Genomic DNA, 23,200 nt, shown 5'->3' on the forward strand with positions numbered 1-23,200 from the left:
TCTCGCTTCACCCCTTGGGCGCGAGAAAGCCGCCGGACTTTCGCTAGATCGGATCTAGCGGGCGCCCGGCGGCTTCGGTCGGTGATCTCGCTAGGCGTCCAGCGCGATCGCGATCGCGCCCAGCAGGGACGCGTCCTGGTCGAATTTCGCCGAAACCAGTTCCGGCGGGAACGGCACGGCTTGGGCGAGCCGCTCGCGCAACGCGGGCAGCAGGATGTCGGCCGAGCGCACCAGTCCCCCGCCGACGGCGATGCGGTGCGGGTCGAGCGCGATGGCGAGGTTCGCGACGTGCATCGACAGCTCGTCGAGCGCCGCGCCGACCAGCTCCTTGGCCTGCGCGTTCTCCCTGGCGAGACCGAACAGTTCACCCGCGGTCACCGGGCGGCCGAGCAGCTCACTCGCCCGGCCGCCCAGCCCACGCCCACCGACGGCTTCCTCCAGTGGCGCCGCTCCACTGGCGAACCCGTCGGTGTCCTGCGGCGAGAGAAGGTTGTACCCGATCTCTCCCGCAGCGCCGTTGGCGCCGGCCAGCAGCCGTCCGCCGACCAGGACCGCCGCGGCGATCCCGGTCCCCAGTGAGAGGAACACCGCCGGATCGGCGTCCGCCAGCGCCCCCCACCGCCATTCCGCGAGTGCCGCCGCCTTGGCGTCGGTGCCCACTTCGATCGGCACACCCTCGAACTCGGCGGCGACGAGGTCGCGCAGCCGCAGTTCCTCCCAGCCCGGCACGTTGGGCGCGAGCAGGATGCGGTCCTCCAGCACGATGCCCGGGCTGACCACGCCGATGGCGACGAGCCGGTCCGCGGCGCCTTCGTCGGCGAGCAGTTTGCGCGCCGCGGCGAGCGCGCGGCTCACCACCTGTTCGGCGCCCGCCTGCGCGTCGGTGTCCAGCCGCCGGGTGACCAGCAGGCTCCCGGCCCGGTCGGCCAGCCCGATCGCGACCTTCGTGCCGCCGAAGTCGATCCCCAGGATCAGTTCTTCCCCCGTCACTTGACGTTCCCCTCTGCCGCCCCCGCGAACGATTCCTGAATTCCCTTGGGCCCGAACGGCCACACGTGCTCGGCCTTGGCATAGGCGAAGAACGCCCCCACGCCGAGCGCGATCCACCCCACCGAAAGCCCGATGGAGAGCCAGGTCGCGGAGAAGTAGATGTAGACCCAGCCGAGCAGCGCGATGACCGTCGGGATCGGATAGAGCCATTGGCGATACGGCCGGTGCAGCTCCGGGCGTCGCCGCCGCAGCACCACGATCGCCGCGACCTGCGCGAGCGACTGGATGAGCACCAGCACCGTCACCGCCGCGTTGATCACCGCCGTCAGCGTGAAGAGCGAGCCGATCGCGGCGATGACGCCCATCGTCAGCACACCGGCGGTCGGCAGGTTCAGTTTCGGGTGCAGCCTGGCGAACACCGGCAGGAACACCTTGTCGCGCGCGGCTTCGAACGGGACCCGCGAACCGCCGAGGAGACCGGCGAACACCGAACCGATCGCGGCGATCACGATGAACACGGTGATGACCTTGGCCGCGCCCGAACCCCACGCCTGCTCCAGCACGGTGGAGGCGACCGAAGTAGCGCTCTTCAGTTCCTCCAGCGGGATCGAGCCGAGCACCCCGAGCTGCAGCAGGAAGTACAGGCTCATGATGCCGAGGATCGAGAGGATGATCGACCGCGGCAGTGTCCGGCCGGGGTCACGCACCTCGCCGCCGAGGTAGGCGCTGGTGTTGTAGCCGAGGTAGTCGTAGATGGCGATGATCAGGCCGGCGCCGAGCCCGGCCCAGAACGCGCCGCCGTCGAACGAGAACGCGCCCGGCGTGAAGGCGAACGCTTGCGCGCCGTCGAAATGGGTGAAGGCCGCGACGATCACCGAGAGCGCGGCGAACAGCATGATCCCGAACAGGACGGTGGTCAGCTTCCCGATCTCGCCGATCTTGCGGAACAACGCCAGCACGATCAGCACGATGACGCCGAGGCCGATGATCTTGCCGAGCGCCGTCGTCCCGCCGTCGTCGGCGACCCCGGGGACCAGGTACCCGAGGTACTGGACGAGCCCGATGATGCCGGTGGACATGATCAGCGGGATGAACAGCACGGCGCTCCAGGCGAACAGGAACGGCATGAGCCTGCCGGTACGGGAGCCGAACGCCTCGCGCAGATAGACGTAGGTGCCGCCGGCGCCCGGGAGGGCGGCGCCGAGCTCGGCCCAGATCAGGCCGTCGGCCAGCGCGATGACCGCACCGATGAGCCAGCCGAACATGGCCTGCGGGCCGCCGAGCGTCACCACCATCGCGGGGATGGTGACGAACGGGCCGATGCCGCACATCTGGGTCATGTTGATGGCGGTCGCCTGGAGCGGCCCGATCTTCCGCTCGAGCCCCGGCCGCGGGGATGAACTCAAAACGCGCCTCCCTGTTAGTTAGTAAAGTTTCTTAACATAATTTCGGGCGTGTCGGAAGGCCGGTCCGCAAAGTTGTCGTCCTCCGGTCCACCCGGAATTGCCCGAAAGGGCGGATTCCCCGGGAATACGCCCGAACGGACCAAGCCGGGACGTATCAGGGGGCCGTCGTCCCGCGTCCTTATCCAGAAGGACGTCTTCCCCAGGGACGGTGAGGTCCATGAAACGGCTGTTCGGCACGGCGATGGCGATCGCCGCACTCGGGTTCGCGGCGGCCTGCGGCGGAACGTCCACACCCCGCGACACGTCTCCGTCCGAAGTGACGACGGAGACGGCCCCGACGGCGTCTTCCGACATCGGACCGACGGGCGGGCCGGACACCGAGGACTCCCGTCCGCCCGTCGTCCCCGGGAGCCCGATCAGGTACAACAGCGACCTGCTCGGCGCCGACCCCGACACGGCCAAGAGCGCGATCGAACAGGACCTGGAACGACTCTGCAAGAGTTCCCGGCGGTGCGGGGTTTCGGTCGTGATCGCGGGCGAAGGGGACTGCATCCGCAGCATCCGCCCGAACCCGGTCAACCCTGGCAGGACGATCACGATCCAGGCCAAGGCCTGCGCGACCGAGACCACGGAGGAAAGTTCGGCGCCGCCGAAGTCGGAAAGCGAGCAGCCGAGCGGAACCCCGAGCGGATGAGCACCCGGCGGCCGCTACGACGGGGCCTCCGCGCACCCACGCCTCCAGAGCCCGAACCCGCGGCGGGCCCGTCACGCGCACTCAAGCTGGTCGGCACGGCCCTGGCCAACACGACCCTGCTCACCGCGCTGCTCTACTACTTCGGGCTCGTCAACACGCAGACGTACTTCGGCTACTTCCGCGTGCACTACACCCTGCTCGGCCAGACGCCGGACGAGATCTTCGGGCGCGGCGTCGACGGGGTGCTCCTGCCCTTGACCGCCGTCGCGGGCGCCGCGCTGCTCTTCCTCGTCCTGACCAGGGTCCTGAAGATCCGTCTCGGCGAGGCTTCCTGGTCGCGGCTGCTGCGGATCTGCTCCCCCGTCGCCGGCGTCCTCGGTCTCGCGCTGCTGACCGCGACGACCGCGATCGCACTCGATCCGGAACCCTTTCGCGATCGTCCCGGTATTCCGGGCATCGGCTTCGCGATCGGAATCCTGATGGTGCTCTTCTCCTGGCGCCACTGGACCTCGCGCAGGACCGGAAGCACCCGGTCGAGCGTCGCGGAACTGGTGACCGGCTACGTCCTGGTGAGTGTCGGCCTCTTCTGGGCGGTCGGTGACTACTCGGGAGCCGTCGGCACGAGCCGTGCCTTCGAGGCCTCCGGGGTGATCTCGGCCAGACCGGCCGCGACGCTGTACAGCGCGGAAAGCCTCAACCTCACCGCGAACGGTGTCGCGCAGGTGAAGTGCGCGAACCCCGAATCGGCCTACAAGTACCGGTACACCGGGCTGAAGCTGCTGCTCCAGTCCAGCGGCCAGTACGTCTTCCTGCCGGCGAACTGGCGCGCCTCGACCGGCGTCGCGTTCGTGATCCCCAAGACCGACAAGCTGCGCCTGGAATTCGGGCCGCCCCGATCGGTCCCGCCGCCGGGCTGCTGACGCGTGTCAGAGCAGATGGCGCTCCAGCCACTCGGTGACCGCTTCGTCGGCCAGCTTCGCGATCGGCAACTGCGGCGCGGGATCGATGCCCGGGTCTTCGGCGAGCGGATGGGCGAGACCGGGGAGCCGACGCAACCGGATGTCCTCGGGCACGGAGTAGCGGGCACGCAACGCGTCGACGAGTTCGTCGGCGTCCGCGCGAAACGTGGGGAAATCCTCCTCGCCGCTGACGACCAGCAGCGGAACCTGCGTTTCCCTGGCCGAGATTTCACCCGATCGTGCGACGAAGTCGAGGTGATCCGCCGCCTGGTTCGCTTCGTCCGTCCACCGATAGGGCTGTTCCAGCATGGTTTCCACCACGCCGACCAGTGACCGCGCCCGGACGGCGGGGTTGACCAGCGCGGCGGCCCGCACCGGGATCTCCCTGGTGGCCAGGATCGTCAGCGCCACGGCACCGCCGAGGGAACCGCCGACGACGGCCATCCGCGTGGTGTCGAAACCGAAGCGTTCCCGCAGTTCAGCCAGTGCGGCGGGGAATTCCAGCGCCGCCTGCCGGACGAACGGCTCGGCATAGGCGAGCACCGAGTCCCGGACGGCCCGTTCGACCACCGCGTCCATGCTGCCGTCGACCATTCTCGCGCCGCACAACGGCATTCCGAGATACACCCGCCACGCGGGCACCCCGTCCAGCGGCAGCGCGGCCGCGAACGCCGCGTCGGTGCGGGGCGCGTCGATCATATGCCAGGCGACGACCACCGGCGCGGGGCCGCTGACCTCGGCCGATGGCGGCAAGACGGTGAACGGTACCCCCGCCGCCGTGCCCGTGACCGGTTCTCCCACCACTGTCCTTCCTCGCGTGCTCTCGATCTCCACGATATCCAGGACGCGGCGGAGGCGGACCTCGTTCCGCCACAAGCGAAACAGTATGCCCGCGGAGTCACCCCGACGCGCCGCGGAGGTGGTTGCGGGCGAGCGGCGGCGGCCGAATAGTGTTGCGGCCCGGCCCTTTGGAGGTGAACCGCCCGTGCCCGATGTCGACTACTACGAGGTGCTCGGTGTGGGCAAGGCCGCCTCGGTCAACGAGATCAAGACCGCGTACCGGCGGCTGGCGAAGTCGCATCACCCGGACACCGGCGGGTCCGCGCTCACCTTCCAGCTGGTCCGCGAGGCCTACGACACGCTCAGCGATCCGATGCGGCGCGCCGGCTACGACGCGGGCGGCCGTTCGGTGCGGGCCCCGATCCGGCCGCGCCCGCGGCGCCGCTTCGGCGAAGAACCGGGCTACGAGCCCGATCCGGTCGTGATCGACCCGGACGACCTCGAATGGTGGGAATTCGCCGCACAGGACGCGCGCGTGCGGCACGGGCGGCGGCGCGGCCCCGGGCACACCCCGGTGGTGGCGGCGGTCGGCGGGATGGTGCTGGTGCTGCTGCCGGTGCTGACCGGCGTCGGGTTCTCGGCCCCCACGCTGATCGTCTGGCTGATCCTGACCGCCGGGACCGCGCTGCTCGTGCAACGGCTCGCCCGCGGCTACCTGGCGGCTTCGCGCGCCAAGAGCCGGTTCGCCGCGGAATTCGGCGGGAAACGCGTGTTCGGCACCCCCGGCGTCGAGACCGACGAACTCGCCGAACGGCTCACCGCCGACCTGCTCGAGCGCTACCTGACCCGGCTGCCCGGCGCCCGGATCTTCCACGGCCTCTCGTGGCCGGATTCGGTGTTCGCCGACGTCGACCACGCCGTGCTGTGCGGAAAGCGGCTCGTGCTCATCGAATCGAAGCTGTGGCTGCCGGGGCACTACGAAACCGATGACGACGACCGTCTGCTGCGCAACGGCCGCGCCTTCCGCGGCGGCGGGAGCAGGCTGACCGAGAGCCTCGCCGAATACCGGCGGATCCTGCCGGGGGTCGCGTTGCGCGGGGCGATGATCGTGTATCCGAGCCGGACCGGTGAGATCACCACGGATCTCGAGGATCCCTCCCCCGCGCCGCCGATGACGCCGGAACAGTTCCTGCACGAGATCGGCGGCTGGCTGGCGGCGGAGCCGTCCACTGTGGACGCGGCGACGATGCGGGTGGTGCGGGACCGGGTCGCCGGCACCCTTTAGGGAGCGGCAGACCCGCATTTCGTCCTCTGGATGCGGTAGTTCGCGCTGCCAACTACCGCATCCAGAGGACGAAATGCATTCGGGGCGAAGCGCGTGAAGGCCCCCTTCCCTCGGCTGAGCCGAGGGAAGGGGGCCTTCACGCGCAAAGAACTACCGGCCCGAGCGCTCCTTCTTGGCCCGCGCGGAACGGGTGCAGACCTCACCGACGTCGACCGTCTGGCCGCGGTCGATGTAGACGTCCGCCAGCCCGACGAGCTTGCCCTTCGGCGACGTACAGGTCAGCTGGTACGCCTCCTTGGGGCCGTAGGTCGGCGGGATCGGCGACTGGAACGACACGCCGCCGGTCCAGTCGTCCACAGTGGACGGATTCGCCTGCGAGTAGTTGACCAGCACGGCCGTGTAGTCCCCGGCGGGCGGGTCGTACAGGATCGCGTGCTCTTCCGTGGTCGAACCGTTCGCCGACGACGACACCATGTTGCCCGCGGAGTCGAAGACGTACAGGTCCCAGTCCGTGTCCTGGCTGGCCCACTTGACGTCGACGCTGAACTTCCCGTTGTCGACCTTGGGGAGCCCGTCGACGTGGAACGTGAAGCTCTCCGAGGCCGGGTCGGTCGGGTAGTTCGTGTTGATCGCCGGGACCCCGGGCGGGTTGACCGCCTGGATCGCGGGCTGCGCCGGGCCCTGCGGCTCGCGGCCGTAGCGGCCCGCGACGTAGGGCCGGGTCGACGGGTTGATCGACCACGCGAACCGGCCGCCGGTGGAGGCCAGCGACGAGTTCAGGTTGTCGGTGACATAGATCGGCGGCTTCGTCGAACCGTCCGGCTGCACCACCGGCGAGGTCGGCGTCTGGAAGGTCTTGTGCAGCTTCAGCTGGTAGCCCTTCGGCGCCGTACCGATCAGCGTCGAGTGCGCCGCCGGGTCGGCGGTGTTGGCCAGCATGTCGATGAACGCGGCACGGTTGCCGCCCTTGCCCGCGCCCGCGGCGGGGGCGACACCGGTGTACTCGGCGACGACACCGTCGGCGAACGGCGGGTGGAACTCGTTCGGGCCGACCTCGAAGGTGAAGCCCCAGCCACCCGTGGCCCAGTACGACCAGTCTTCGGTCGAACCGGTCGTGTCGTAGAGCGCCCACGACGGCTGGCTGGTGTAGCCGTTGCGCGAGGCCATCTTGTCGCCGAGCGCCTTGTACGCGGGCTCGTCGAGCGGCGGGCGGACGGCGGCGACACCCGGGACACGCAGCACCAGGTTGGAGTAGGTGTGCAGCGTGATCAGGTTGGTCACCTGACGGTTGGACACGATGGAGCGGATGTTCTGCGTCTCGGGCTCGGAGAACGGGCCGGAACCGCGGAAGGTGTCACTGCGCCAGAGGGTCGACGCGCCGGCGCCGCCCCAGAAGCCCGCGTAGTTGCGGTTCGGGTCGGTGCCGCGTTCACGTCCGGCCGGGTTGGCCTTGCAGACGCCGGTCGCGAACTCCTTCGGCGAGTCGTTGACGTTGCAGTTCTTGCGCTTCATCTCGTAGTCGAACCGCGAGAAGTCACCTCTGGGCTCGGCCTCACGGGAGATTTCGAAGCCGTCGGGGTTGACGATCGGCACGATGATGTTGCGCGTCCGGCCGACCAGGCCGCGGATCTCGGCGTTGCCGCCGGTGTAGCCCTTGACCAGCTCGTGGGCCCATTCCATGGCATGCTCGCCCGCCGGCCACTCCCGGGCGTGGTGCACGCCCATGGTGAAGTTGACGGGTTTGCCGTCCGCGATGTTCTGGACGTCGCTCGCGACCTCGAGGCCGATGACGTCACGGCCTTCCCAGGTCGGCTGCGGCAGCGTGAACGCCGTGACGAGCTTGGGGTTCTTGCGGGCCAGTTCCTTGACCTCGAACTGGTAGTCGTAGAGGTGCCGGTAGCTCGTCCGCCCGGACGGCAACGTGGAGCCCGGTGCCTTCGCGGCGTACTCACGGTCGGTCTTGGCGTTCTGGATCGACTTCGCCGAAAGGTCGGCCTCGACCACCTTCGACTTGAAGCCGTTGTCCGCCAGCGTCTTGCGGTCCGCGTCGTTGGCGAGGACGACCTCGACGCCGGTGGCGTCGGCCTTCTCGGTGACGTCGAGGCCGAGCCGGAGCAGCTTGTCCTTGTCCTGCTTGCCCGGGGTCTCGACGCGGACCAGTTCGGCGCGCTGTGGCGCGTGCGCGGCACCGGTCGGTGTCCCCTGCGGCGTGAGGGCGAGGAAGTCGACGCCCAGCAGCGCGTCGCGCGTCTTCCCGTCGTACCGGCAGGTCTGCACGACCAGCTTCTGATCCTTCTTCACGAAGCCTTCGGCGAGTTCGTGGCTGCGCAACGCGGCGGACGCGGCGACCACGGCACCGGTGGCCTTGTCGAAGACCGCGAGGTCCCAGTCGCCTTCGCCACCGCCACGAGGCGCGATCCGGGCCTGGAGCAGACCGTCCACTGTGGACGTGAACTCACGCCGGTCGGTACCTGCCGTACCCGGCTTCTGCAACGCGGCGAAACAGGAACGCGGCACGGCCCGGTCGGCCCGGACCACGTTGTCCGCGGCCACCGCCGTCGTGGCCGACGGAAGTGCCACGAAGGTGCCGGCGAGCACCAGGGTCGCCGCCGTCCATCCCGCTCTTCGCCGGTTTGGTGAATACCCCACAGACTGACCTCCTTGGACAGTCCGGTGACCGGGTGAGGTCACCGGTAGCGAGACCCTAGACCCGGGACACCGTCAGGGGGACCCGCCACAAGTCGCCTGCACCCCTTTCGGCCCAACGATCTCACCGACCGTGCCGGAACGATCACTTGCCCGCGCGCCGCGACAGGACCTTTCTGTCGATTTCGACAGGAAAGCCTAAGAAAACCTTCAGGTTGGATGGTTACCTTTCACCCATGACGACGCCCCAGGTCACCGCCAGGTCCCCGCTGGCCCTGCTGGCCGCCGTGGCCTCGGTCGCCGGCGGAGCGCTGCTGATCCTGCTCCTGCAGGTCCTCCCCGCCACCAGTGAGATCAGCCCGGTCCGCCGCACCATCAGCGAATACGCGCTCAGCGAGAACAAGTGGATCTTCGACGTCGCGGTCCTGCTGGTCGCGTTCGGCTCGGCGATCGGCTTCGGCGCGCTGATCCGCCGCAAGCACCTTCCCGCGCTGTCCGCGGCGTCGGTCTTCTGCGGCCTCTGGACGGTGAGCCTGGTGGTGATCGTGGCGTTCCCCAAGAACAACTGGGCGATCGGGCCGAGCACCGGCGGGACGGTGCACCGGATCGCGAGCGTCGTGGCCTTCGTCTGCCTGCCGCTGGCCGTGTGGTTCGCGGCGAAGGCCGTCTTCCCCTCCTCTCCCGCGCGGCGCGCGGTGACGCGGGTGCTCGCGGTGGCGGCCCTGGCCTGGTTCGGCGTGATCCTCGGGGCGATCGTGGTCTCGATGAACGGCGGTGAGCCCTGGTGGCGGGCGATCCCGCTCGGGCTGGTCGAGCGGGCGATGGCGCTGACCGGGCTGCTCGCCCTGGCGTCGCTGCTCATCCCCGCGCGGGTGGTCACCGCACCGGTAACCGAGCAGGCCGAAGCACTGGAAACGACCTCGTGAAATTCCTTCGGGCGTCCTGTCCATTTGACGGTTTCCCGCTCGTAGTGGTGTCGTGCGGCAAGCAGGCCGCGCGCGAACCAGAACGGGAGTACCACCGTGAAGTACATGCTGCTGATCCAGGCCGCGAGCGGCGACGTCGAGCCCCAGTGCACCTTCGAGGACTGGATGGCCTACGACAAGCAGGTCAAGGACGCCGGGATCTGGTCCGCCGGCGAGTCGCTGGCCGATCTCGTCACCGCGACGACGGTGAAGGTCGATCGCGACGGGAAGCGGACGGTGACCGACGGGCCCTACGCCGAGACGCGCGAGGTGCTGGGCGGTTTCTACGTCATCGACGTGCCGGACCTGGACGCCGCGCTCGACTGGGCGGCCCGCTGCCCCGGCGCCCGTGACGGCTCGGTGGTGGTCCGCCCGGTCGCCGACTTCTCCGCCTGACCGTGGACGAGCGGAGCGCCGGACTGGCGTCGGTCGAGGCGGTGTTCCGCGAGGAACGGGGCAGGCTCCTCGCCGCGCTCGTGCGCCGCTTCGGCGACTTGGACCTGGCCGAAGAGGTCACGTCCGAGGCGATCGAAGCGGCGCTGGAGCGCTGGCCGGTGGAGGGCGTCCCGCCGCGGCCGGGCGCGTGGCTGATGACCACCGCGCGGCGCAAGGCCGTCGATCGGCTGCGCCGTGACCAGGCCTACGCCGCCAAGCTCGCGGTCCTGCAGGTGGAAGCCGATCGAGCCGGTCCCGCCCCAGCGGCGGACGCCGGTGACGGCCTGCCGGACGAGCGGCTGAGGCTGTTCTTCACTTGCGCCCACCCCGCCCTGCCCGTCGAGGACCGGGGTGCGCTGACGCTGCGGTTCCTCGCCGGGCTGACCACGCCGGAGGTGGCACGGGCCTATCTCGTCCCGGTGCCGACGATGGCGAAACGGATCGTGCGGGCGAAGAAGAAGATCAGCGAGGCCCGGATCCCGTTCCGGGTTCCCGGCGCCGCCGAACTACCGGAGCGGCTGCCGGGTGTGCTGCAGGCGGTGTACTCGATCTTCACCGAGGGGTACGCGGCCAGTTCGGGAGGGAGCCTGCAACGGGCCGACCTGGCCGAGGAGGCCATCCGGCTCGGCCGCATCCTGCGCGGGCTCATGCCCGCCGACCGGGAAGTGGCGGGGCTGCTCGCGCTGATGCTGCTCGTCCACGCCCGGCGGGACGCCCGGACCGGGCCGGACGGCGAACCGGTCCTCCTGGCGGACCAGGATCGGAGCCGGTGGAACCGGGAGCTGATCGAAGAAGGCGGTGGGCTGGTGGTCGCCTCGTTGACCGGCGGCCCGCCGGGTCCGTACGGGGTGCAGGCCGCGATCGCGGCCCTGCACGACGAAGCGGCCGACGTCGAAACCACCGACTGGCCGCAGATCGTGGCGCTCTACGACGTCCTGATGACGTTGGCTCCCTCCCCCGTCGTCGCGCTCAACCGCGCCGTGGCCGTCGCCCTGCGCGACGGCCCGGCCGCGGGGCTCGCGCTGCTCGACGAACTGAGCGGCGAACCGTTGCTGCGCGGCTACCCTCCTTTCGTGATCGCCCGGGCCGACCTGCTGCGACGGCTGGGCCGCACCGACGCGGCGGCCACGGCCTACCGCGAAGCCATCGCGCTCGCCCCCACAGAACCCGAACGCGCACACCTGCGGCGAAGGCTGGCCGCGCTCGAATCCCCAACGGAGACACGATGACCGCCGAACACCTCGCCCGCGCCTGGGACGAAGCCGCCGACGGATACGAGGCGTACTACGTCCCCCGGTTCGCGCCCTGGGTCTCCGCGGCGGTGCGCGCCCTCCCCACCGACCTGCCCGGCGGACCCGTCTTCGTCCCCTGCTGCGGGACCTTCCCGGAACTCGACGTGCTCCGCGCACATCTGCCGGGTCGCGAGCTCGTCGGCATCGATCTGTCCGCGGGCATGGCCGCGAGAGCAAGGCGGCGGGCCGCGGGCAATCCACTCGTGCGCGTCGTCGAAGGTGACGCCTCGGAACTCGAACCGGCCTCGGCCGCCGCGGTCGTCTCGGTCTTCGGTCTCCAGCAACTGCCCGAACCCGACACCGCGCTCCGGTCCTGGGCAGGCGCGCTACGCCCGGGCGGCGTGCTCTCGGTCGTCTACTGGCCGCACAGCACCGAACCGGGCGGGCCGTTCACGGTGCTCTCCGACGTGCTCCGGGAACGTGTCCCCGCGGGCGACCGCTCCTGGGAGGAACGGCTCGTACCCGCACTGGAGGGTGCCGTACTGGAACGGGACGAGCCGTTGTCGTTCCCGATGGTCCACCCCGACGCGGACACGTTCTTCACCGCGCACACCCGGTCGGGGCCGATGCGGCCGCTGGCGGACGCGCGCGGTGAAGACTTCATCGCCGCGCTGCGCGCGGAATTCCGACGAAGGGCGCCGGAAGGGGAATGGCGCCACCGTCCGTCTGCCCGGCATATCGTCGCGCGGGCGGCAGACCGGGCCTGACGTCATCCTCTTCCGCGTCCTTACGCAAGCGAGCGGTGCAGACCGAAAGGTGCACGACGTTGGCGCGTTTGTGATGGCGGTACACGTGGACATCGGAGGCGAAGCACGCCGCGGCCAGCAACGCCCGCCGCTGCTCGATGCGCTCGTAGCCGACACCCGCCGGGCAGAACACCGTGACCTCGACCTCGTCACCGCGTGGTTTGGTCCACAGGATCACCGGCAGTTTGCCGTCGAGGGTGCACACCCGGGCGCGGGCGAAGCCGGTCCGCAGCCGGTGCTGCACGACGACCGAGCGGAGCCGGTCACGGAGGAATCGCCGCGCCGAGCGCCAGTAGAACAGCCAGTTCGCGACACCGAACAGCACGACCGCGCCCCAGATCGGGCCGACCGCCTGGAAAAGGGAGATCACCGCGTACGGAAGCACGAGGAGCGCGCCGATCTCGTACCGCCAGTGATACAAGGCGGTGATCGGGTTGGGCCTTCTGACCACCGTGATCTCCCTGGCCAGCTCGGCGATCGCCTGGGGTTCCTGCCAACGGCTCATGACCTTCCTCCTGTCCGTCCGGCGGTTTGCTCGGCGGCCACGGCCGCCGCGGGAATGGAGCGGACGACACCGGCACCGGCGCAGTCCGGGCAAACGGCGTCCTCGTAGGGCCACCACCCCGTGCCCCCGCAGGGCGTGCACGCGTGGACGGTGTCCCAGCGGGGGTCGCGATAGAGGCGGCGCCTGCTGTTCGGCACCCGCGAGACCTGCCAGCCGCGAGCGGCCGCGCGCGTGTCCTCGCCGGCCGCGAAGAGCCATTCGTGGAAGCGTTCGAGAAGTCGATCGAACCAAGATCGGGGCGCTGCCGTGTGGTTCTCGTGGTGGGACATGAGGGTCACCCCCGATACTGCGAAGCGCGGACTCGGGTCGGCACACACGACGCCTACTCCGGCATTCGTGTGGCCCGCAGGCGACGCGAACCAGGTCAGATGCACAGCGTCACATTCAGATGGCTGACAGCATCCGCTCTCCGGTCGTGCCCGGGTTGGACCGGTCCTCGTGATTTGGCGGGTCACGCACACCAGGACCAGGTAGAACAGGGCCTAGTGCGGCGCTCGGCACGTTGTGACCCGACATTGACCGACGCGCCAGCGCGGTTCGATCCCCTTGCTGTACTCTCCCCGTTGTGTGCACGTTCAGTCACCGCCCTACATTGCCTACCAGAGGTAGGTAAGCTCGTGTCTAGTGCCTACATGAAGCCTACATCGGCCGGGCAGGGGCCGGTAAGCCCTGATGCGGAAACCGTTACCGCGTCGGGTGTCGGACGTGAGCTGCGGCGGCTGCGCAAGGCCGCGGGCGAAACGCAGGCGGAGACCGCCCGGATCATCGGCGTCACCAGGGCGAACCTGACTCAGTGGGAGACCGGGAAATATCTGCCGTCGGCGCACAACGCGCGTCAGCTCGACGATCACTTCCGTGCCGCGAACGCGCTGTTCACCCTGGTGGAGACCGCCCGTTCACCCCAGGACCACACTCCGCCCGCCCTCGCCGACGCCGCCACCGTCGACACCTCGCGGTCGCTGCTGCAGGTCTTCCACACCGTCGGCGCCAAACTCGCCGAGCGCCTGATCCGCGACGAGCACGGAAAACCGCTCGGCTGGCGGCACAATCTGCAGAAGAGCACCGGGCCGAAGGCGCTCAGCACCGCGTACGGGATCAACACCATGCTGGTGGTAGGCGATCCCTACATCGACCTACATACGCTCGCCGAGGATCTGTACCGGCTCCAATCGGCACACGGCTGGCGGGGCCGCGCGGGCGGCAAACGACCGGAGACCACCGCTTCGGTGGTGGACGCGCTCTTCCGCACCAGCACCATGTCCGCCGACGAGGGGCTGGACCAGCTCGAGGGGTCGCTCGACCCGTACAGCAGGACCCGCCCCTATCTGTTGTCCGCCGTGTTGCACACGGCGGTCCGGCTCCGCCCGGACGCCCCGCTCACCGACCGGCTGATCGACGCTCTCCTGGCGGCCCGGCTCGACTTCGACGGCTCACAGCTGTGGCCGGAGAAGAACGAGGCCGGGCTTGTCGCTCCGGAGGCGTCGGTGGTGCACACCGCGCGATCGGTCGTCGCTCTGCGGGAAGTCCTGCGCAGCCGTGAAGATCGCAACGACGTCCGCGAGGCGGCCGACGAAGCCACACAATGGCTCATCGACCGGTCGCATTCGGACGATGGCGTGGCCGAGGATCTCGAAAGGCCTCGCCCCGACGGGGAAGGAACGACCCGGATCATCATCCGGCACTTCACCGCAGCCTGGGTCGTCCAAGCGCTCGCCACCGCCCCCTTCCTGCCACTCCCCCGGCTCAACCGGGCGCTCGGAACCCTTTGGGAGCGCTACGACGCCGATCAGGGACTGTGGGCCTGGGGAAGCGGCGACCTACCCATCTGGCAGACGTTGGACGCCGTCACCGCGCTCCGCGCGGCCGCCTTGGCCGCCGCCGGGCCCCCGCTCAGCCCTCCAGGAACTCCAGGTACGACTCCATGATCGACACCCCGCCCCCGACCCTCACGGCCGCGCCCGCGGGCGCGCACGCGTTCCTCCGTGAGGTCACCGGCAGTCGCCCCGGCCACGGCGACGCGGACCTTGCCTGGCTGCGCACGGTCGCGCACCGGGTACAGGACTCCCCCGGCACTTTCCTTTCGTGGCTCGAAGAAATCCTCGGCGACGAGGAAGCCGTCCGCGCCGCGGCGAAACGTTCCTACTGGCATCCCAACGGATTCGCCAAAATGGTGCTCCACGCCTCGGCCGATTTCCGCATCCGGCTCCATGTCTGGCCGGAATCCGCGGAGCCGTCCCGCGGCGAGTCCAATCCGCACAGCCATCGGTGGGAATTCGCCTCGACCATCGTCGCGGGCGCAGGCCTGCACATGGTCGAGTTCCACGAAACGACCGAAGGCGGGAAGCCGTACGCCCGGTACCGCTACGGCGCCGATCCGGCGAATACGGCCGCGTTGCTCGCGGACGGCGATGCCCGGCTCGCGGTGGGGAAGACCCCGCACGTCCGGCTCGGTGACGTCTACTCGTGCGACACCGCCATCGTCCACACCGTCCGGCCCATCGAAGCGGGATTGACCGCGACGGTGGTGATCCAGGGACCGCACCGCACAAGCACCACGGTCGTGTACTGCGAGCCGGGCGAGTCCGACGACCAGCCCAACGGCGAACTGACCGAGCACGATTTCCGCGCCCTGGTCGGCGCCGTCGCGAAAGCGGTGGCGTCATGCCGTTGACCTGGCCCGCCCCGCGCCGCGGGATCCTGACCGACCGGGCCATCAAACGCGCGCACCGCACCGGCGAACTCACGATCACGCCGTTCGAACCCGGCCTCGTCCGCCCCGCCGCGATCAGCCTCCGGCTCGGACGACAGGCGTTCGCGCTGGAATCGACCGGGACCGTCGACATCGCCGACCGGAGCACGTATCCGGAGCTGCGGCCGAAGGAACTCGACGCTGAAGGCAGGCTGCGCGTCGAGCCCGGCGAAGTCGTTCTCGCGCCGACGCTGGAGAAGATCGGGCTTTCGGAAAGGCTCGCCGGGCTCGTCGACGGCACCAGCGACTACGCGCGGCTCGGCATCAGCGTCGTCCTGTGCGGTCAGGTCAGCCCCGGATTCGGCAGTGAGACCGGCGCCGTGCTGACCCTGGAGATCGTGAACCACCTGCGGCATCCGGTGCTCCTGCACCCCGGAACGCGGATCTGCAACCTGATGCTGTTCGCCTCCACCGGCAGCGAGCAGCCGTACGGCACCATGCCGAACAACTACTCCCGCGACCACGACGTCGCCCCGTCCCGATTGGCGGATCATGTCGGGCGTAACTGAACTCTCGCCGATCGGCGACGGCGTCCGGCTCGGCGACCTCGGCGAGCACGCGATCCTGGAGCACATCCTGCGGCCGCGCTACGGCGGTGTCCGCGGCTTCGGGGACGACTGCGCGGTCCTCGACGCCACCGAAGGGCTTCGCGGCGAACTGGTCGCCACCACCGACAGCTGCCCCACGCCGCTGGTCACCATCCTGGGTGAAACGGATCCCTACCACGCCGGGTGGCTGCTGGCGACGATCAACCTCTCGGATCTCGCCGCGGCCGGCGCCACCCCGCTCGGCCTGGTCGTCAACTACACCCTCCCGAAGGCGACCACTGCTGGCGAATTCCGGCGGCTTCTCGACGGCGTCGACGACTGCACGAAGGTGCACGGCACCAAGGTCGTCGGCGGTGATCTCCGGGACGGCCCGGTCCGGCAGCTCACCGCGACCGCGATCGGCCGGTGCGTCCCCGGCGGACGGCTCGGGCGCGCGGGCGCCGAAGCCGGTGATCGCCTGCTGCTGGTCGGTTCGCCCGGCTATCTGTGGGCGTACGCGTTGCTCGTCGAAAAGCAGGCGCGGCTTCCCGGACCTGTCGTCGCGGACATCCGCGAGCGCGCGTGCCGTCCGATGGCCCAGGTCGCGGCGGGCAGGATGCTCGCCACGGCCGGGCTGGCACGCGCCGCGATGGACGTTTCCGACGGTCTCTTCCCGACCGTGCGGACCCTGTGCGGTGCCAACGGTCTCGGCGCGCGGATCACCACGGACATCCGGCTGGACGACGCGCCCGCCGACGTCTGCGCGCAGTCGGGCCTCGGCCCGTTCGAGCTCGCACAGGCGTGGGGCGATTGGACGCTCGTGGTCGCCGTGCGGCCACAGGATGTCGAACTCGCCAAGAAGACCCTCGCCGGCGAGGGCGTCGCGGCTCAGGAAATCGGCTCCCTCGTCCCCCGCGAGGAAGGTATTTCGCTGGACGACGGCGAACTCTGGGAGGGGATCGCGCAAGAGCGGTTCTCGCCCAGTTCCTGGCACGGCGGCGAGGTACCGAAGCTGATCACCGAGGTTCTCGGCAGGCGGGCGGGCTGACCACCTGCGGCACGTAAGTCCGTGAAGGCCTCCTTGAGGGACTCTGGGTCCCTCAAGGAGGCCTTCACGGACCGAGCCATTGGGTGATTGCGGTCACATTCGCCCGCCGCGCTCCCCGAAAGCGGCATTCGCTCTACAAAGCAACTGCTTAGTACGGCAGACTCGGCGTCACTTCCACTCGACGACGAGGAGAACACCCGTGACCGAACACCCCTCCCGTGTAGCGATCGTCACCGGCGCCGGCCGCGGCATCGGGGCGGCCGTGGCCAAGCGCCTCGCTTCCGACGGGTTCGCCGTCGGCCTGCTGGACCTCGACGAGGCGGGCGTCAAGCAGGGGGCCGAAGCGATCGTCGCCGAGGGCGGCAGGGCCGTCGGTGTCGCACTGGACGTCAACGACGCCGCACAGGTCGAAGCCGCGGTGACCCGGGTGGCCGAGGAACTCGGCGCGCCGACCGTGCTGATCAACAACGCCGGCATCACCCGCGACAACCTGCTGTTCAAGATGACCGAACAGGACTGGGACTCGGTGCTGGGCGTGCACCTGAAGGGCTCGTTCCTGATGACCCGCGAGGTGCAGAAGTACCAGACGCAGGAGAAGTGGGGCCGCATCGTCAACCTCTCCAGCACCTCGGCGCTGGGCAACCGCGGCCAGGTCAACTACTCCGCGGCCAAGGCCGGCATGCAGGGCTTCACCAAGACCCTCGCGATCGAACTGGGCAAGTTCAACGTCACCGCGAACGCCATCGCCCCCGGGTTCATCGCCACCGACATGACCGCGGCGACCGCCGAGCGGATCGGCATGTCCTTCGAGGACTTCAAGGCGGCGGCCGCGTCGCAGATCCCGGTGCAGCGCGTCGGCACCCCCGAGGACATCGCCAACCTCGCGTCGTTCCTGGTGAGCGACGGCGCCGGGTTCATCTCCGGCCAGGTCATCTACGTCGCCGGCGGACCGAAGGACTGAACCATGCGCGAATTCGCCTCCCTGCAGGAGTTCGAGAACGCCGTCGGCGAGCACTTCGGCCACAGCGACTGGCTGACGCTCACCCAGGATCGGGTGAACCTGTTCGCCGACGCCACCGACGACCACCAGTGGATCCACGTCGACGTCGAGAAGGCGGCCGAAGGGCCGTTCGGCGCCCCGATCGCCCACGGTTTCCTGACGCTGTCGCTCATTTCGGGCTTCGTCGGGAAGCTCTATCGCGTCGACGGGCTCAAGATGGGCATCAACTACGGGCTGAACAAGGTCCGGTTCCCCCAGCCGGTCAAGGTCGGCGCGAGGATCCGGGCGGGTGCCGAGCTGGTCGAGGTCACCGACGTCGCGGGCGGCAAGCAGGCCATCGTCAAATGGACGATCGAGATCGACGGCGAGCCCAAACCGGCCTGCGTCGCGGAGATGGTCGTCCGGCTGATCGCCTGAGCAGGTGACGTCCGGCACCTCGCCGGACCACCCCTACCCGACATACCGACTGGTCGGTACTGTAACCGGAAAGCGAGCCGCTGGAGGCACCATGAACCAGTCCGACCTGCCGGGCCTCGACCTGGCCAGGCTCAAGGCCCATCTGGACGAGCACCGGCCGGGTCTCGTCCAAGGTGACTTGAGCGGCCAGGTCGTGGAAGGGGGCCGGTCCAACCTGACCTACATCGTGGGCGACGGCCGGTTCCGCTGGGTGGTCCGCCGCCCGCCGCTGGGCCACGTCCTGCCGACCGCGCACGACATGGGCCGCGAATTCCGGGTGATCTCCGGATTGCACGGCACGGCCGTCCCGGTGCCGGAAACCGTGCTGCTGTGCGAAGACACCGACGTCATCGGGTCGCGGTTCTACGTGATGGAGTTCGTGGAGGGCACGCCCTTCCGCTCCGACACCGAACTCGCCGCGCTCGGCCCCGCCCGGACAAGGGCGATCGCGGAGGAACTGGTCGACACCCTGGTCGAACTGCACGCCGTCGATCCGGAATCGGTGGGGCTGGGCGATTTCGGCCGCCCGGAAGGCTTCCTCGAACGCCAGCTGCGGCGCTGGAAGAAGCAGCTCGACGGCAACCGCAGCCGTGACCTCCCCGGCGTCGACGAACTCCACGACCGGCTCGCCTCGTCGGTACCCGAATCGGGCGAACCGTCGATCGTCCACGGCGACTACCGGCTGGACAACGTGCTGGTGAACGCGGACGACCGGATCACCGCGGTGCTGGACTGGGAGATGTCCACCCTCGGCGACCCGCTGACCGACCTCGCGCTGCTGGTGGCCTACGCCGAACGCGACAAGGTCTCTCTGCAGTTCGTGTCCAACGCCAGCTCGGCGCCGGGCTACCCGCGCAACGACGAGGTCGTCGCGCGGTACGCCGAACGTTCCGGCCGCGACGTCTCCCGGCTCAACTGGTACGTGAGCTTCGCGTTCTTCAAACTCGCGGTGATCCTGGAAGGCATCCACCTCCGCTACAGCAAGGGACAGACCGTCGGCGCCGGTTTCGACGGCATCGGGTCGGGCGTCGTCCCGTTGATCGCGCACGGCAACGAGACTCTCAAGGAAGAGGGATAGAGATGGACTTCGCCTTCGACGCGAAAACCGAGGAACTGCGGGGAAAGCTCCTCGAGTTCATGGATTCGCACATCTATCCGGCCGAGGCCGTCTTCGAGCGGCAGCTGGCCGAGCGCGACAGCGAATGGTCGCAGCCGCTGATCGTCGAAGAACTCAAGGCCGAGGCGCGCAAGCGCGGGCTGTGGAACTTCTTCCTCCCCGGCGACCACGGCGCGGGCTTGACGAACCTGCAGTACGCGCCACTGGCCGAGATCACCGGCCGCAGCCTCCGGCTCGCGCCGACCGCGCTGAACTGCGCGGCGCCGGACACCGGGAACATGGAAGTCCTCACCATGTTCGGCACCGAGCAGCAGAAGAAGCAGTGGCTCCAGCCGTTGCTGGACGGCGAGATCCGGTCCGCGTTCGCGATGACCGAGCCGGACGTCGCCTCCTCCGACGCGCGCAATATCGCCACCAGCATCCGGCGCGACGGCGACGAGTACGTCGTCAACGGCCGCAAGTGGTACATCTCCGGCGCGATGAACCCGAACTGCAAGATCTTCATCGTGATGGGCAAGACCGATCCGGACGGCCCGCCGCACAAGCAGCAGAGCATGATCCTGGTCCCCCGCGACACCCCCGGCATGACCGTGAAACGCGGGATGCACGTGTTCGGCTACACCGACGGCGATCACGGCGGGCACGCCGAAGTGGTCTTCGAGGACGTCCGGGTGCCCGCGGAGAACCTCATCGCCGGCGAGGGTGACGGGTTCGCCATCGCGCAGGCCCGCCTCGGACCGGGGCGGATCCACCACTGCATGCGCGCCATCGGCATGGCCGAACGCGCGCTGGAACTGATGTGCCGCCGGGCGCTTTCGCGCGAGACCTTCGGCAAGCCGATCGCCGAACAGGGCGTGGTGCAGGACTGGATCGCCGAGGCGCGGGTCAAGATCGAGCAGCAGCGCCTGCTGGTGCTCAAGACCGCGTGGTTGATGGACACCGTCGGCAACCAGGGCGCGCACACCGAGATCCAGGCGATCAAGATCTCCACGCCGATCACCGTCGAATGGATCCTCGACAAGGCCGTCCAGCTGTTCGGCGCGGGCGGGGTGAGCCAGGACTTCCCGGTCGCCGAAATGTGGGCGCAGGTGCGGACGCTGCGGCTCGCCGACGGTCCGGACGAGGTGCACAAGCGCTCGCTGGCGCACCGTGAACTGAAGAAGTACCGCGGGGAGGACGCCAAGTGACCACTGTGGACGATCTCAAGCGGCGCGTGGCCGATCTGCTGGCCGCGTATCCGCCGGAAAGCACGCCGCGTCAGGACTTCCTCGACGCGCGGTTCGACGCCGGGCTGGCGTGGATCCACTTCCCCGAAGGGCTCGGTGGCCTGAACGCGCCACGCTCCCTTCAGTCCGTCGTGGACAAGGAGCTCGCGGCGGCGGGCGCGCCGGACAACGACAAGCGACGGATTGGGATCGGCCTGGGCATGGCCGCGCCGACCATCCTCGCCTTCGGCACACCCGAACAGCACCGGCGCTTCCTCCGTCCACTGTGGACCGAGCGCGAGGTGTGGTGCCAGCTGTTCAGCGAGCCGGGCGCCGGATCCGACCTGGCCGCGCTGGGCACGCGCGCGGTACGCGACGGCGACGACTGGGTGGTCACCGGCCAGAAGGTCTGGACGTCGGGCGCGCACAAGTCGCAGTGGGCCATCCTGGTCACCCGCACCGATCCCGACGTACCGAAGCACCGCGGCATGACGTACTTCCTGTGCGACATGACCGCCCCGGGTGTCGAGGTCCGTCCGCTGCGCCAGATCACCGGCGAGGCCGAGTTCAACGAGGTCTTCCTCAGCCAGGTCCGCATCCCCGACGCGCACCGCCTCGGCGCGGTCGGCGAGGGCTGGAAGGTCGCCCAGACCACGCTGATGAACGAGCGGGTCGCGATCGGCGGCACCGAGTTCCCGCGCGACGGCGGCATGGTCGGCGTCGTCGCGGAAACCTGGCGGGAACGCCCGGAGCTGCGCACCTCCGAACTGCACGACCGGCTGCTGAAGCTGTGGGTGGAGGGCGAAAGCCTGCGACTGGTGAGCTCGCGGTTGCGGCAGCAGCTCGCCGCGGGCGCGCCGGGACCGGAAGGGTCCGCGGTCAAGGTCGCGTTCTCCGAACTGAACCAGGCCGCTTCCGGGCTGGAGATCGAACTGCTCGGCGAAGACGGCCTGCGTTACGACGACTGGACGATGCGGCGTCCCGACGGCGTGAACTTCCTCGGCCGCGAAGCCGGCTACCGCTATCTGCGCGCGAAGGGCAATTCCATCGAGGGCGGTACCTCGGAGGTCCTGCGCAATATCATCGCCGAACGCGTGCTGGGGCTGCCGTCCGAGCCGCGGATCGACAAGGACGTCGCCTGGAAGGACCTGCCCCGATGAGCGACCTGCTGTATTCCGAGGTCGAAGAGGACCTTCGCGCCAGCGTCCGTGACCTGTTCAAAGACCGCGCCGAACCGGCGGCCCTGATCACCAGGACCGAAACGGCGGAACCGTACGACCTGAAGCTGTGGCGCACGCTCGCCGCCGACCTCGGCGCGGCGGGCCTCGCCGTCCCGGAGGCACTGGGCGGGCACGGCGCTTCGGCGCGGGAAGTCGCCGTCGTGATGGAGGAACTCGGGCGCAGCGTCGCCCCCGTCCCCTATCTCGGCAGCGCCGTCCTGGCGACGTCGGCCCTGCTGGCGGCGGACACGTCGCAGGCGGAAGTGGCCGAACCGCTCGGGAAACTGGCCGCGGGCACGCTCATCGGAGCGCTGGCGATCCCACTGTCGACCGCGCCCGGCGCCGAGTTCCCCTCGACGGTCACCGCGGCCGCCGACGGCACGCTCAGCGGCCGGGTCCGCAGCGTGGCCGACGCGTCGGTGGCCGAACTGATCGTCGTCCCGGCGGTGGGACCCGATGGCCCCGGCCTGTACACGATCGACGCTTCGGCGGCGGGTGTGACGGTCGCCGAAGCGATTTCCCTCGACCTCACCCGGCGCATCGCCGACGTCACCTTGGAGAACGTGGCCGCGAAACGCGTCGCAGGCCCCTCGGTGGCGGCGTCCGCGCTGGACAAGGCGCTGGTGACCGCGGCGGGGCTGCTCGCGTCGGAACAACTCGGAATCGCCGAATGGGCGTTGACCGAAACGGTGCGCTATCTCAAGGAGCGCTACCAGTTCGGCCGTCAGGTCGGTTCGTTCCAGTCGCTGAAGCACCGGCTGGCGAACCTGTACACGGATCTGGTCAACGCCAGGGCGACCGCGCGCTACGCCGCCGACTGCCTGGCTTCCGGTGACGACATCGCGATCGCCGTCGCGGTGGCGCAGGCCCGCAACTCCCCCATCGCCGTCCACGCCGCCGAAGAGGCCATCCAGTTGCACGGCGGGATCGGCATGACCTGGGAGCACCCCGCGCACTTGTACCTGAAGCGCGCGAAGAGCGACGAGATCGCGCTCGGCACTCCTGGGCGGCATCGCGCCGCCCTCGCGCCGCTGATCGACCTTCCCGCCTGACCCACCCGGCGGGGTCCGCCCGAAAACTGTCGGACCCCGCCGGTACAACTGTTCGAACATCCG

The 23,200-nt window shown here is 69.6% G+C and carries 23 protein-coding genes; 17 read left to right on the forward strand and 6 right to left on the reverse strand.

Features of this window, described 5'->3' with window-relative positions:
• Positions 1-90 precede the first annotated feature (90 nt).
• Positions 91-990 carry an ROK family protein gene (locus CVV72_RS14540; protein WP_219152938.1) on the reverse strand — a complete coding sequence of 300 codons (900 nt, stop codon included), beginning with the start codon at positions 988-990 and terminating at the stop codon, positions 91-93.
• The gene (locus tag CVV72_RS14545) at positions 987-2,396 is read right to left on the reverse strand and encodes an APC family permease (protein WP_219152939.1); all 1,410 of its coding nucleotides are present in this window, start codon (positions 2,394-2,396) and stop codon (positions 987-989) included. Before CVV72_RS14545 ends, CVV72_RS14540 begins: the two co-directional genes overlap by 4 nt.
• 217 nt (positions 2,397-2,613) lie before the next feature.
• Here CVV72_RS14545 and CVV72_RS14550 point away from each other — a divergent pair, with 217 nt between their 5' ends.
• The gene (locus CVV72_RS14550) at positions 2,614-3,090 is read left to right on the forward strand and encodes a hypothetical protein (RefSeq protein WP_219152940.1); all 477 of its coding nucleotides are present in this window, start codon (positions 2,614-2,616) and stop codon (positions 3,088-3,090) included.
• Positions 3,087-4,010 (forward strand): hypothetical protein, encoded by a 924-nt coding sequence (locus CVV72_RS14555; protein ID WP_219152941.1) that lies wholly within the window; start codon positions 3,087-3,089, stop codon positions 4,008-4,010. Before CVV72_RS14550 ends, CVV72_RS14555 begins: the two co-directional genes overlap by 4 nt.
• A 6-nt stretch (positions 4,011-4,016) precedes the next feature.
• Here the strand turns inward: CVV72_RS14555 and CVV72_RS14560 are convergent, their stop codons facing one another.
• Positions 4,017-4,850, reverse strand: a complete 834-nt coding sequence (locus tag CVV72_RS14560) for a S9 family peptidase (protein ID WP_255632696.1) — start codon at positions 4,848-4,850, stop codon at positions 4,017-4,019.
• A gap of 184 nt (positions 4,851-5,034) precedes the next feature.
• Here CVV72_RS14560 and CVV72_RS14565 point away from each other — a divergent pair, with 184 nt between their 5' ends.
• Positions 5,035-6,114, forward strand: coding sequence for a DnaJ domain-containing protein (locus CVV72_RS14565; protein ID WP_219152943.1), 1,080 nt, complete (start codon positions 5,035-5,037; stop codon positions 6,112-6,114).
• A 150-nt stretch (positions 6,115-6,264) separates the two neighbouring features.
• Here the strand turns inward: CVV72_RS14565 and CVV72_RS14570 are convergent, their stop codons facing one another.
• A complete protein-coding gene (locus tag CVV72_RS14570; RefSeq protein WP_255632697.1) occupies positions 6,265-8,763 on the reverse strand; it encodes a M14 family zinc carboxypeptidase in 2,499 nt (832 codons plus the stop codon).
• A 233-nt stretch (positions 8,764-8,996) separates the two neighbouring features.
• Between CVV72_RS14570 and CVV72_RS14575 the strand changes: the two genes are divergently transcribed.
• From CVV72_RS14575 to CVV72_RS14590, 4 genes are all read left to right on the forward strand, one after another.
• A complete protein-coding gene (locus CVV72_RS14575; protein ID WP_219152944.1) occupies positions 8,997-9,686 on the forward strand; it encodes a DUF998 domain-containing protein in 690 nt (229 codons plus the stop codon).
• A gap of 96 nt (positions 9,687-9,782) precedes the next feature.
• Positions 9,783-10,121 carry a YciI family protein gene (locus tag CVV72_RS14580; RefSeq protein ID WP_034322797.1) on the forward strand — a complete coding sequence of 113 codons (339 nt, stop codon included), beginning with the start codon at positions 9,783-9,785 and terminating at the stop codon, positions 10,119-10,121.
• 2 nt (positions 10,122-10,123) lie between these two features.
• Positions 10,124-11,389, forward strand: a complete 1,266-nt coding sequence (locus tag CVV72_RS14585) for an RNA polymerase sigma factor (protein WP_219152945.1) — start codon at positions 10,124-10,126, stop codon at positions 11,387-11,389.
• On the forward strand, positions 11,386-12,159 hold the full coding sequence (locus CVV72_RS14590; RefSeq protein WP_219152946.1) for a trans-aconitate 2-methyltransferase: 774 nt from the start codon (positions 11,386-11,388) through the stop codon (positions 12,157-12,159). The genes CVV72_RS14585 and CVV72_RS14590 overlap by 4 nt, the downstream gene beginning before the upstream one ends.
• Here the strand turns inward: CVV72_RS14590 and CVV72_RS14595 are convergent.
• Positions 12,053-12,703: a hypothetical protein gene (locus CVV72_RS14595; protein ID WP_219152947.1), complete on the reverse strand. Its 651-nt coding sequence runs from the start codon at positions 12,701-12,703 to the stop codon at positions 12,053-12,055. The genes CVV72_RS14590 and CVV72_RS14595 overlap by 107 nt on opposite strands.
• A complete protein-coding gene (locus CVV72_RS14600) occupies positions 12,700-13,032 on the reverse strand; it encodes a hypothetical protein (RefSeq protein ID WP_219152948.1) in 333 nt (110 codons plus the stop codon). The genes CVV72_RS14595 and CVV72_RS14600 overlap by 4 nt, the downstream gene beginning before the upstream one ends.
• Before the next feature lie 363 nt (positions 13,033-13,395).
• Between CVV72_RS14600 and CVV72_RS14605 the strand changes: the two genes are divergently transcribed.
• The 10 genes from CVV72_RS14605 (at position 13,396) to CVV72_RS14650 (ending at position 23,137) form a co-directional block, all read left to right on the forward strand.
• Positions 13,396-14,688, forward strand: a complete 1,293-nt coding sequence (locus CVV72_RS14605) for a helix-turn-helix transcriptional regulator (protein ID WP_219152949.1) — start codon at positions 13,396-13,398, stop codon at positions 14,686-14,688.
• A complete protein-coding gene (locus tag CVV72_RS14610; RefSeq protein ID WP_219152950.1) occupies positions 14,685-15,434 on the forward strand; it encodes a hypothetical protein in 750 nt (249 codons plus the stop codon). The genes CVV72_RS14605 and CVV72_RS14610 overlap by 4 nt, the downstream gene beginning before the upstream one ends.
• Positions 15,425-16,021, forward strand: a complete 597-nt coding sequence (dcd, locus tag CVV72_RS14615; protein ID WP_219152951.1) for a dCTP deaminase — start codon at positions 15,425-15,427, stop codon at positions 16,019-16,021. Before CVV72_RS14610 ends, dcd begins: the two co-directional genes overlap by 10 nt.
• Positions 16,005-17,087: a thiamine-monophosphate kinase gene (locus tag CVV72_RS14620; protein ID WP_219152952.1), complete on the forward strand. Its 1,083-nt coding sequence runs from the start codon at positions 16,005-16,007 to the stop codon at positions 17,085-17,087. The genes dcd and CVV72_RS14620 overlap by 17 nt, the downstream gene beginning before the upstream one ends.
• 199 nt (positions 17,088-17,286) lie before the next feature.
• Positions 17,287-18,048: a 3-oxoacyl-ACP reductase FabG gene (fabG, locus tag CVV72_RS14625; RefSeq protein WP_219152953.1), complete on the forward strand. Its 762-nt coding sequence runs from the start codon at positions 17,287-17,289 to the stop codon at positions 18,046-18,048.
• Between the two features lie 3 nt (positions 18,049-18,051).
• Entirely contained in the window at positions 18,052-18,504 is a 453-nt protein-coding gene (locus CVV72_RS14630; protein ID WP_219152954.1) for a MaoC family dehydratase, read from the forward strand.
• Positions 18,505-18,595: 91 nt separating this feature from the next.
• Entirely contained in the window at positions 18,596-19,621 is a 1,026-nt protein-coding gene (locus CVV72_RS14635; protein ID WP_219152955.1) for a phosphotransferase family protein, read from the forward strand.
• A gap of 2 nt (positions 19,622-19,623) precedes the next feature.
• Complete coding sequence (locus CVV72_RS14640) at positions 19,624-20,847, forward strand: acyl-CoA dehydrogenase family protein (protein WP_219152956.1); 1,224 nt, start codon at positions 19,624-19,626, stop codon at positions 20,845-20,847.
• Positions 20,844-22,025 carry an acyl-CoA dehydrogenase family protein gene (locus tag CVV72_RS14645; RefSeq protein ID WP_219152957.1) on the forward strand — a complete coding sequence of 394 codons (1,182 nt, stop codon included), beginning with the start codon at positions 20,844-20,846 and terminating at the stop codon, positions 22,023-22,025. The genes CVV72_RS14640 and CVV72_RS14645 overlap by 4 nt, the downstream gene beginning before the upstream one ends.
• Entirely contained in the window at positions 22,022-23,137 is a 1,116-nt protein-coding gene (locus CVV72_RS14650; RefSeq protein WP_219152958.1) for an acyl-CoA dehydrogenase family protein, read from the forward strand. Before CVV72_RS14645 ends, CVV72_RS14650 begins: the two co-directional genes overlap by 4 nt.
• Positions 23,138-23,200 lie beyond the last annotated feature (63 nt).

It is taken from the genome of Amycolatopsis sp. TNS106 (genome assembly GCF_019330265.1).
Classification (GTDB): Bacteria; Actinomycetota; Actinomycetes; order Mycobacteriales; family Pseudonocardiaceae; genus Amycolatopsis; species Amycolatopsis lurida.

Bases quoted from the DNA above. Each gene is read 5' to 3' on its own strand.
- CVV72_RS14590 (WP_219152946.1), top strand. From the start codon at position 11,386: ATGACCGCCGAACACCTCGCCCGCGCCTGGGACGAAGCCGCCGACGGA.
- CVV72_RS14595 (WP_219152947.1), bottom strand. From the start codon at position 12,703: ATGAGCCGTTGGCAGGAACCCCAGGCGATCGCCGAGCTGGCCAGGGAG.
- CVV72_RS14630 (WP_219152954.1), top strand. From the start codon at position 18,052: ATGCGCGAATTCGCCTCCCTGCAGGAGTTCGAGAACGCCGTCGGCGAG.
- CVV72_RS14605 (WP_219152949.1), top strand. From the start codon at position 13,396: ATGAAGCCTACATCGGCCGGGCAGGGGCCGGTAAGCCCTGATGCGGAA.
- CVV72_RS14600 (WP_219152948.1), bottom strand. From the start codon at position 13,032: ATGTCCCACCACGAGAACCACACGGCAGCGCCCCGATCTTGGTTCGAT.
- CVV72_RS14640 (WP_219152956.1), top strand. From the start codon at position 19,624: ATGGACTTCGCCTTCGACGCGAAAACCGAGGAACTGCGGGGAAAGCTC.
- CVV72_RS14635 (WP_219152955.1), top strand. From the start codon at position 18,596: ATGAACCAGTCCGACCTGCCGGGCCTCGACCTGGCCAGGCTCAAGGCC.
- CVV72_RS14575 (WP_219152944.1), top strand. From the start codon at position 8,997: ATGACGACGCCCCAGGTCACCGCCAGGTCCCCGCTGGCCCTGCTGGCC.
- CVV72_RS14550 (WP_219152940.1), top strand. From the start codon at position 2,614: ATGAAACGGCTGTTCGGCACGGCGATGGCGATCGCCGCACTCGGGTTC.
- CVV72_RS14555 (WP_219152941.1), top strand. From the start codon at position 3,087: ATGAGCACCCGGCGGCCGCTACGACGGGGCCTCCGCGCACCCACGCCT.
- CVV72_RS14620 (WP_219152952.1), top strand. From the start codon at position 16,005: ATGTCGGGCGTAACTGAACTCTCGCCGATCGGCGACGGCGTCCGGCTC.
- dcd (WP_219152951.1), top strand. From the start codon at position 15,425: ATGCCGTTGACCTGGCCCGCCCCGCGCCGCGGGATCCTGACCGACCGG.
- CVV72_RS14610 (WP_219152950.1), top strand. From the start codon at position 14,685: ATGATCGACACCCCGCCCCCGACCCTCACGGCCGCGCCCGCGGGCGCG.
- CVV72_RS14650 (WP_219152958.1), top strand. From the start codon at position 22,022: ATGAGCGACCTGCTGTATTCCGAGGTCGAAGAGGACCTTCGCGCCAGC.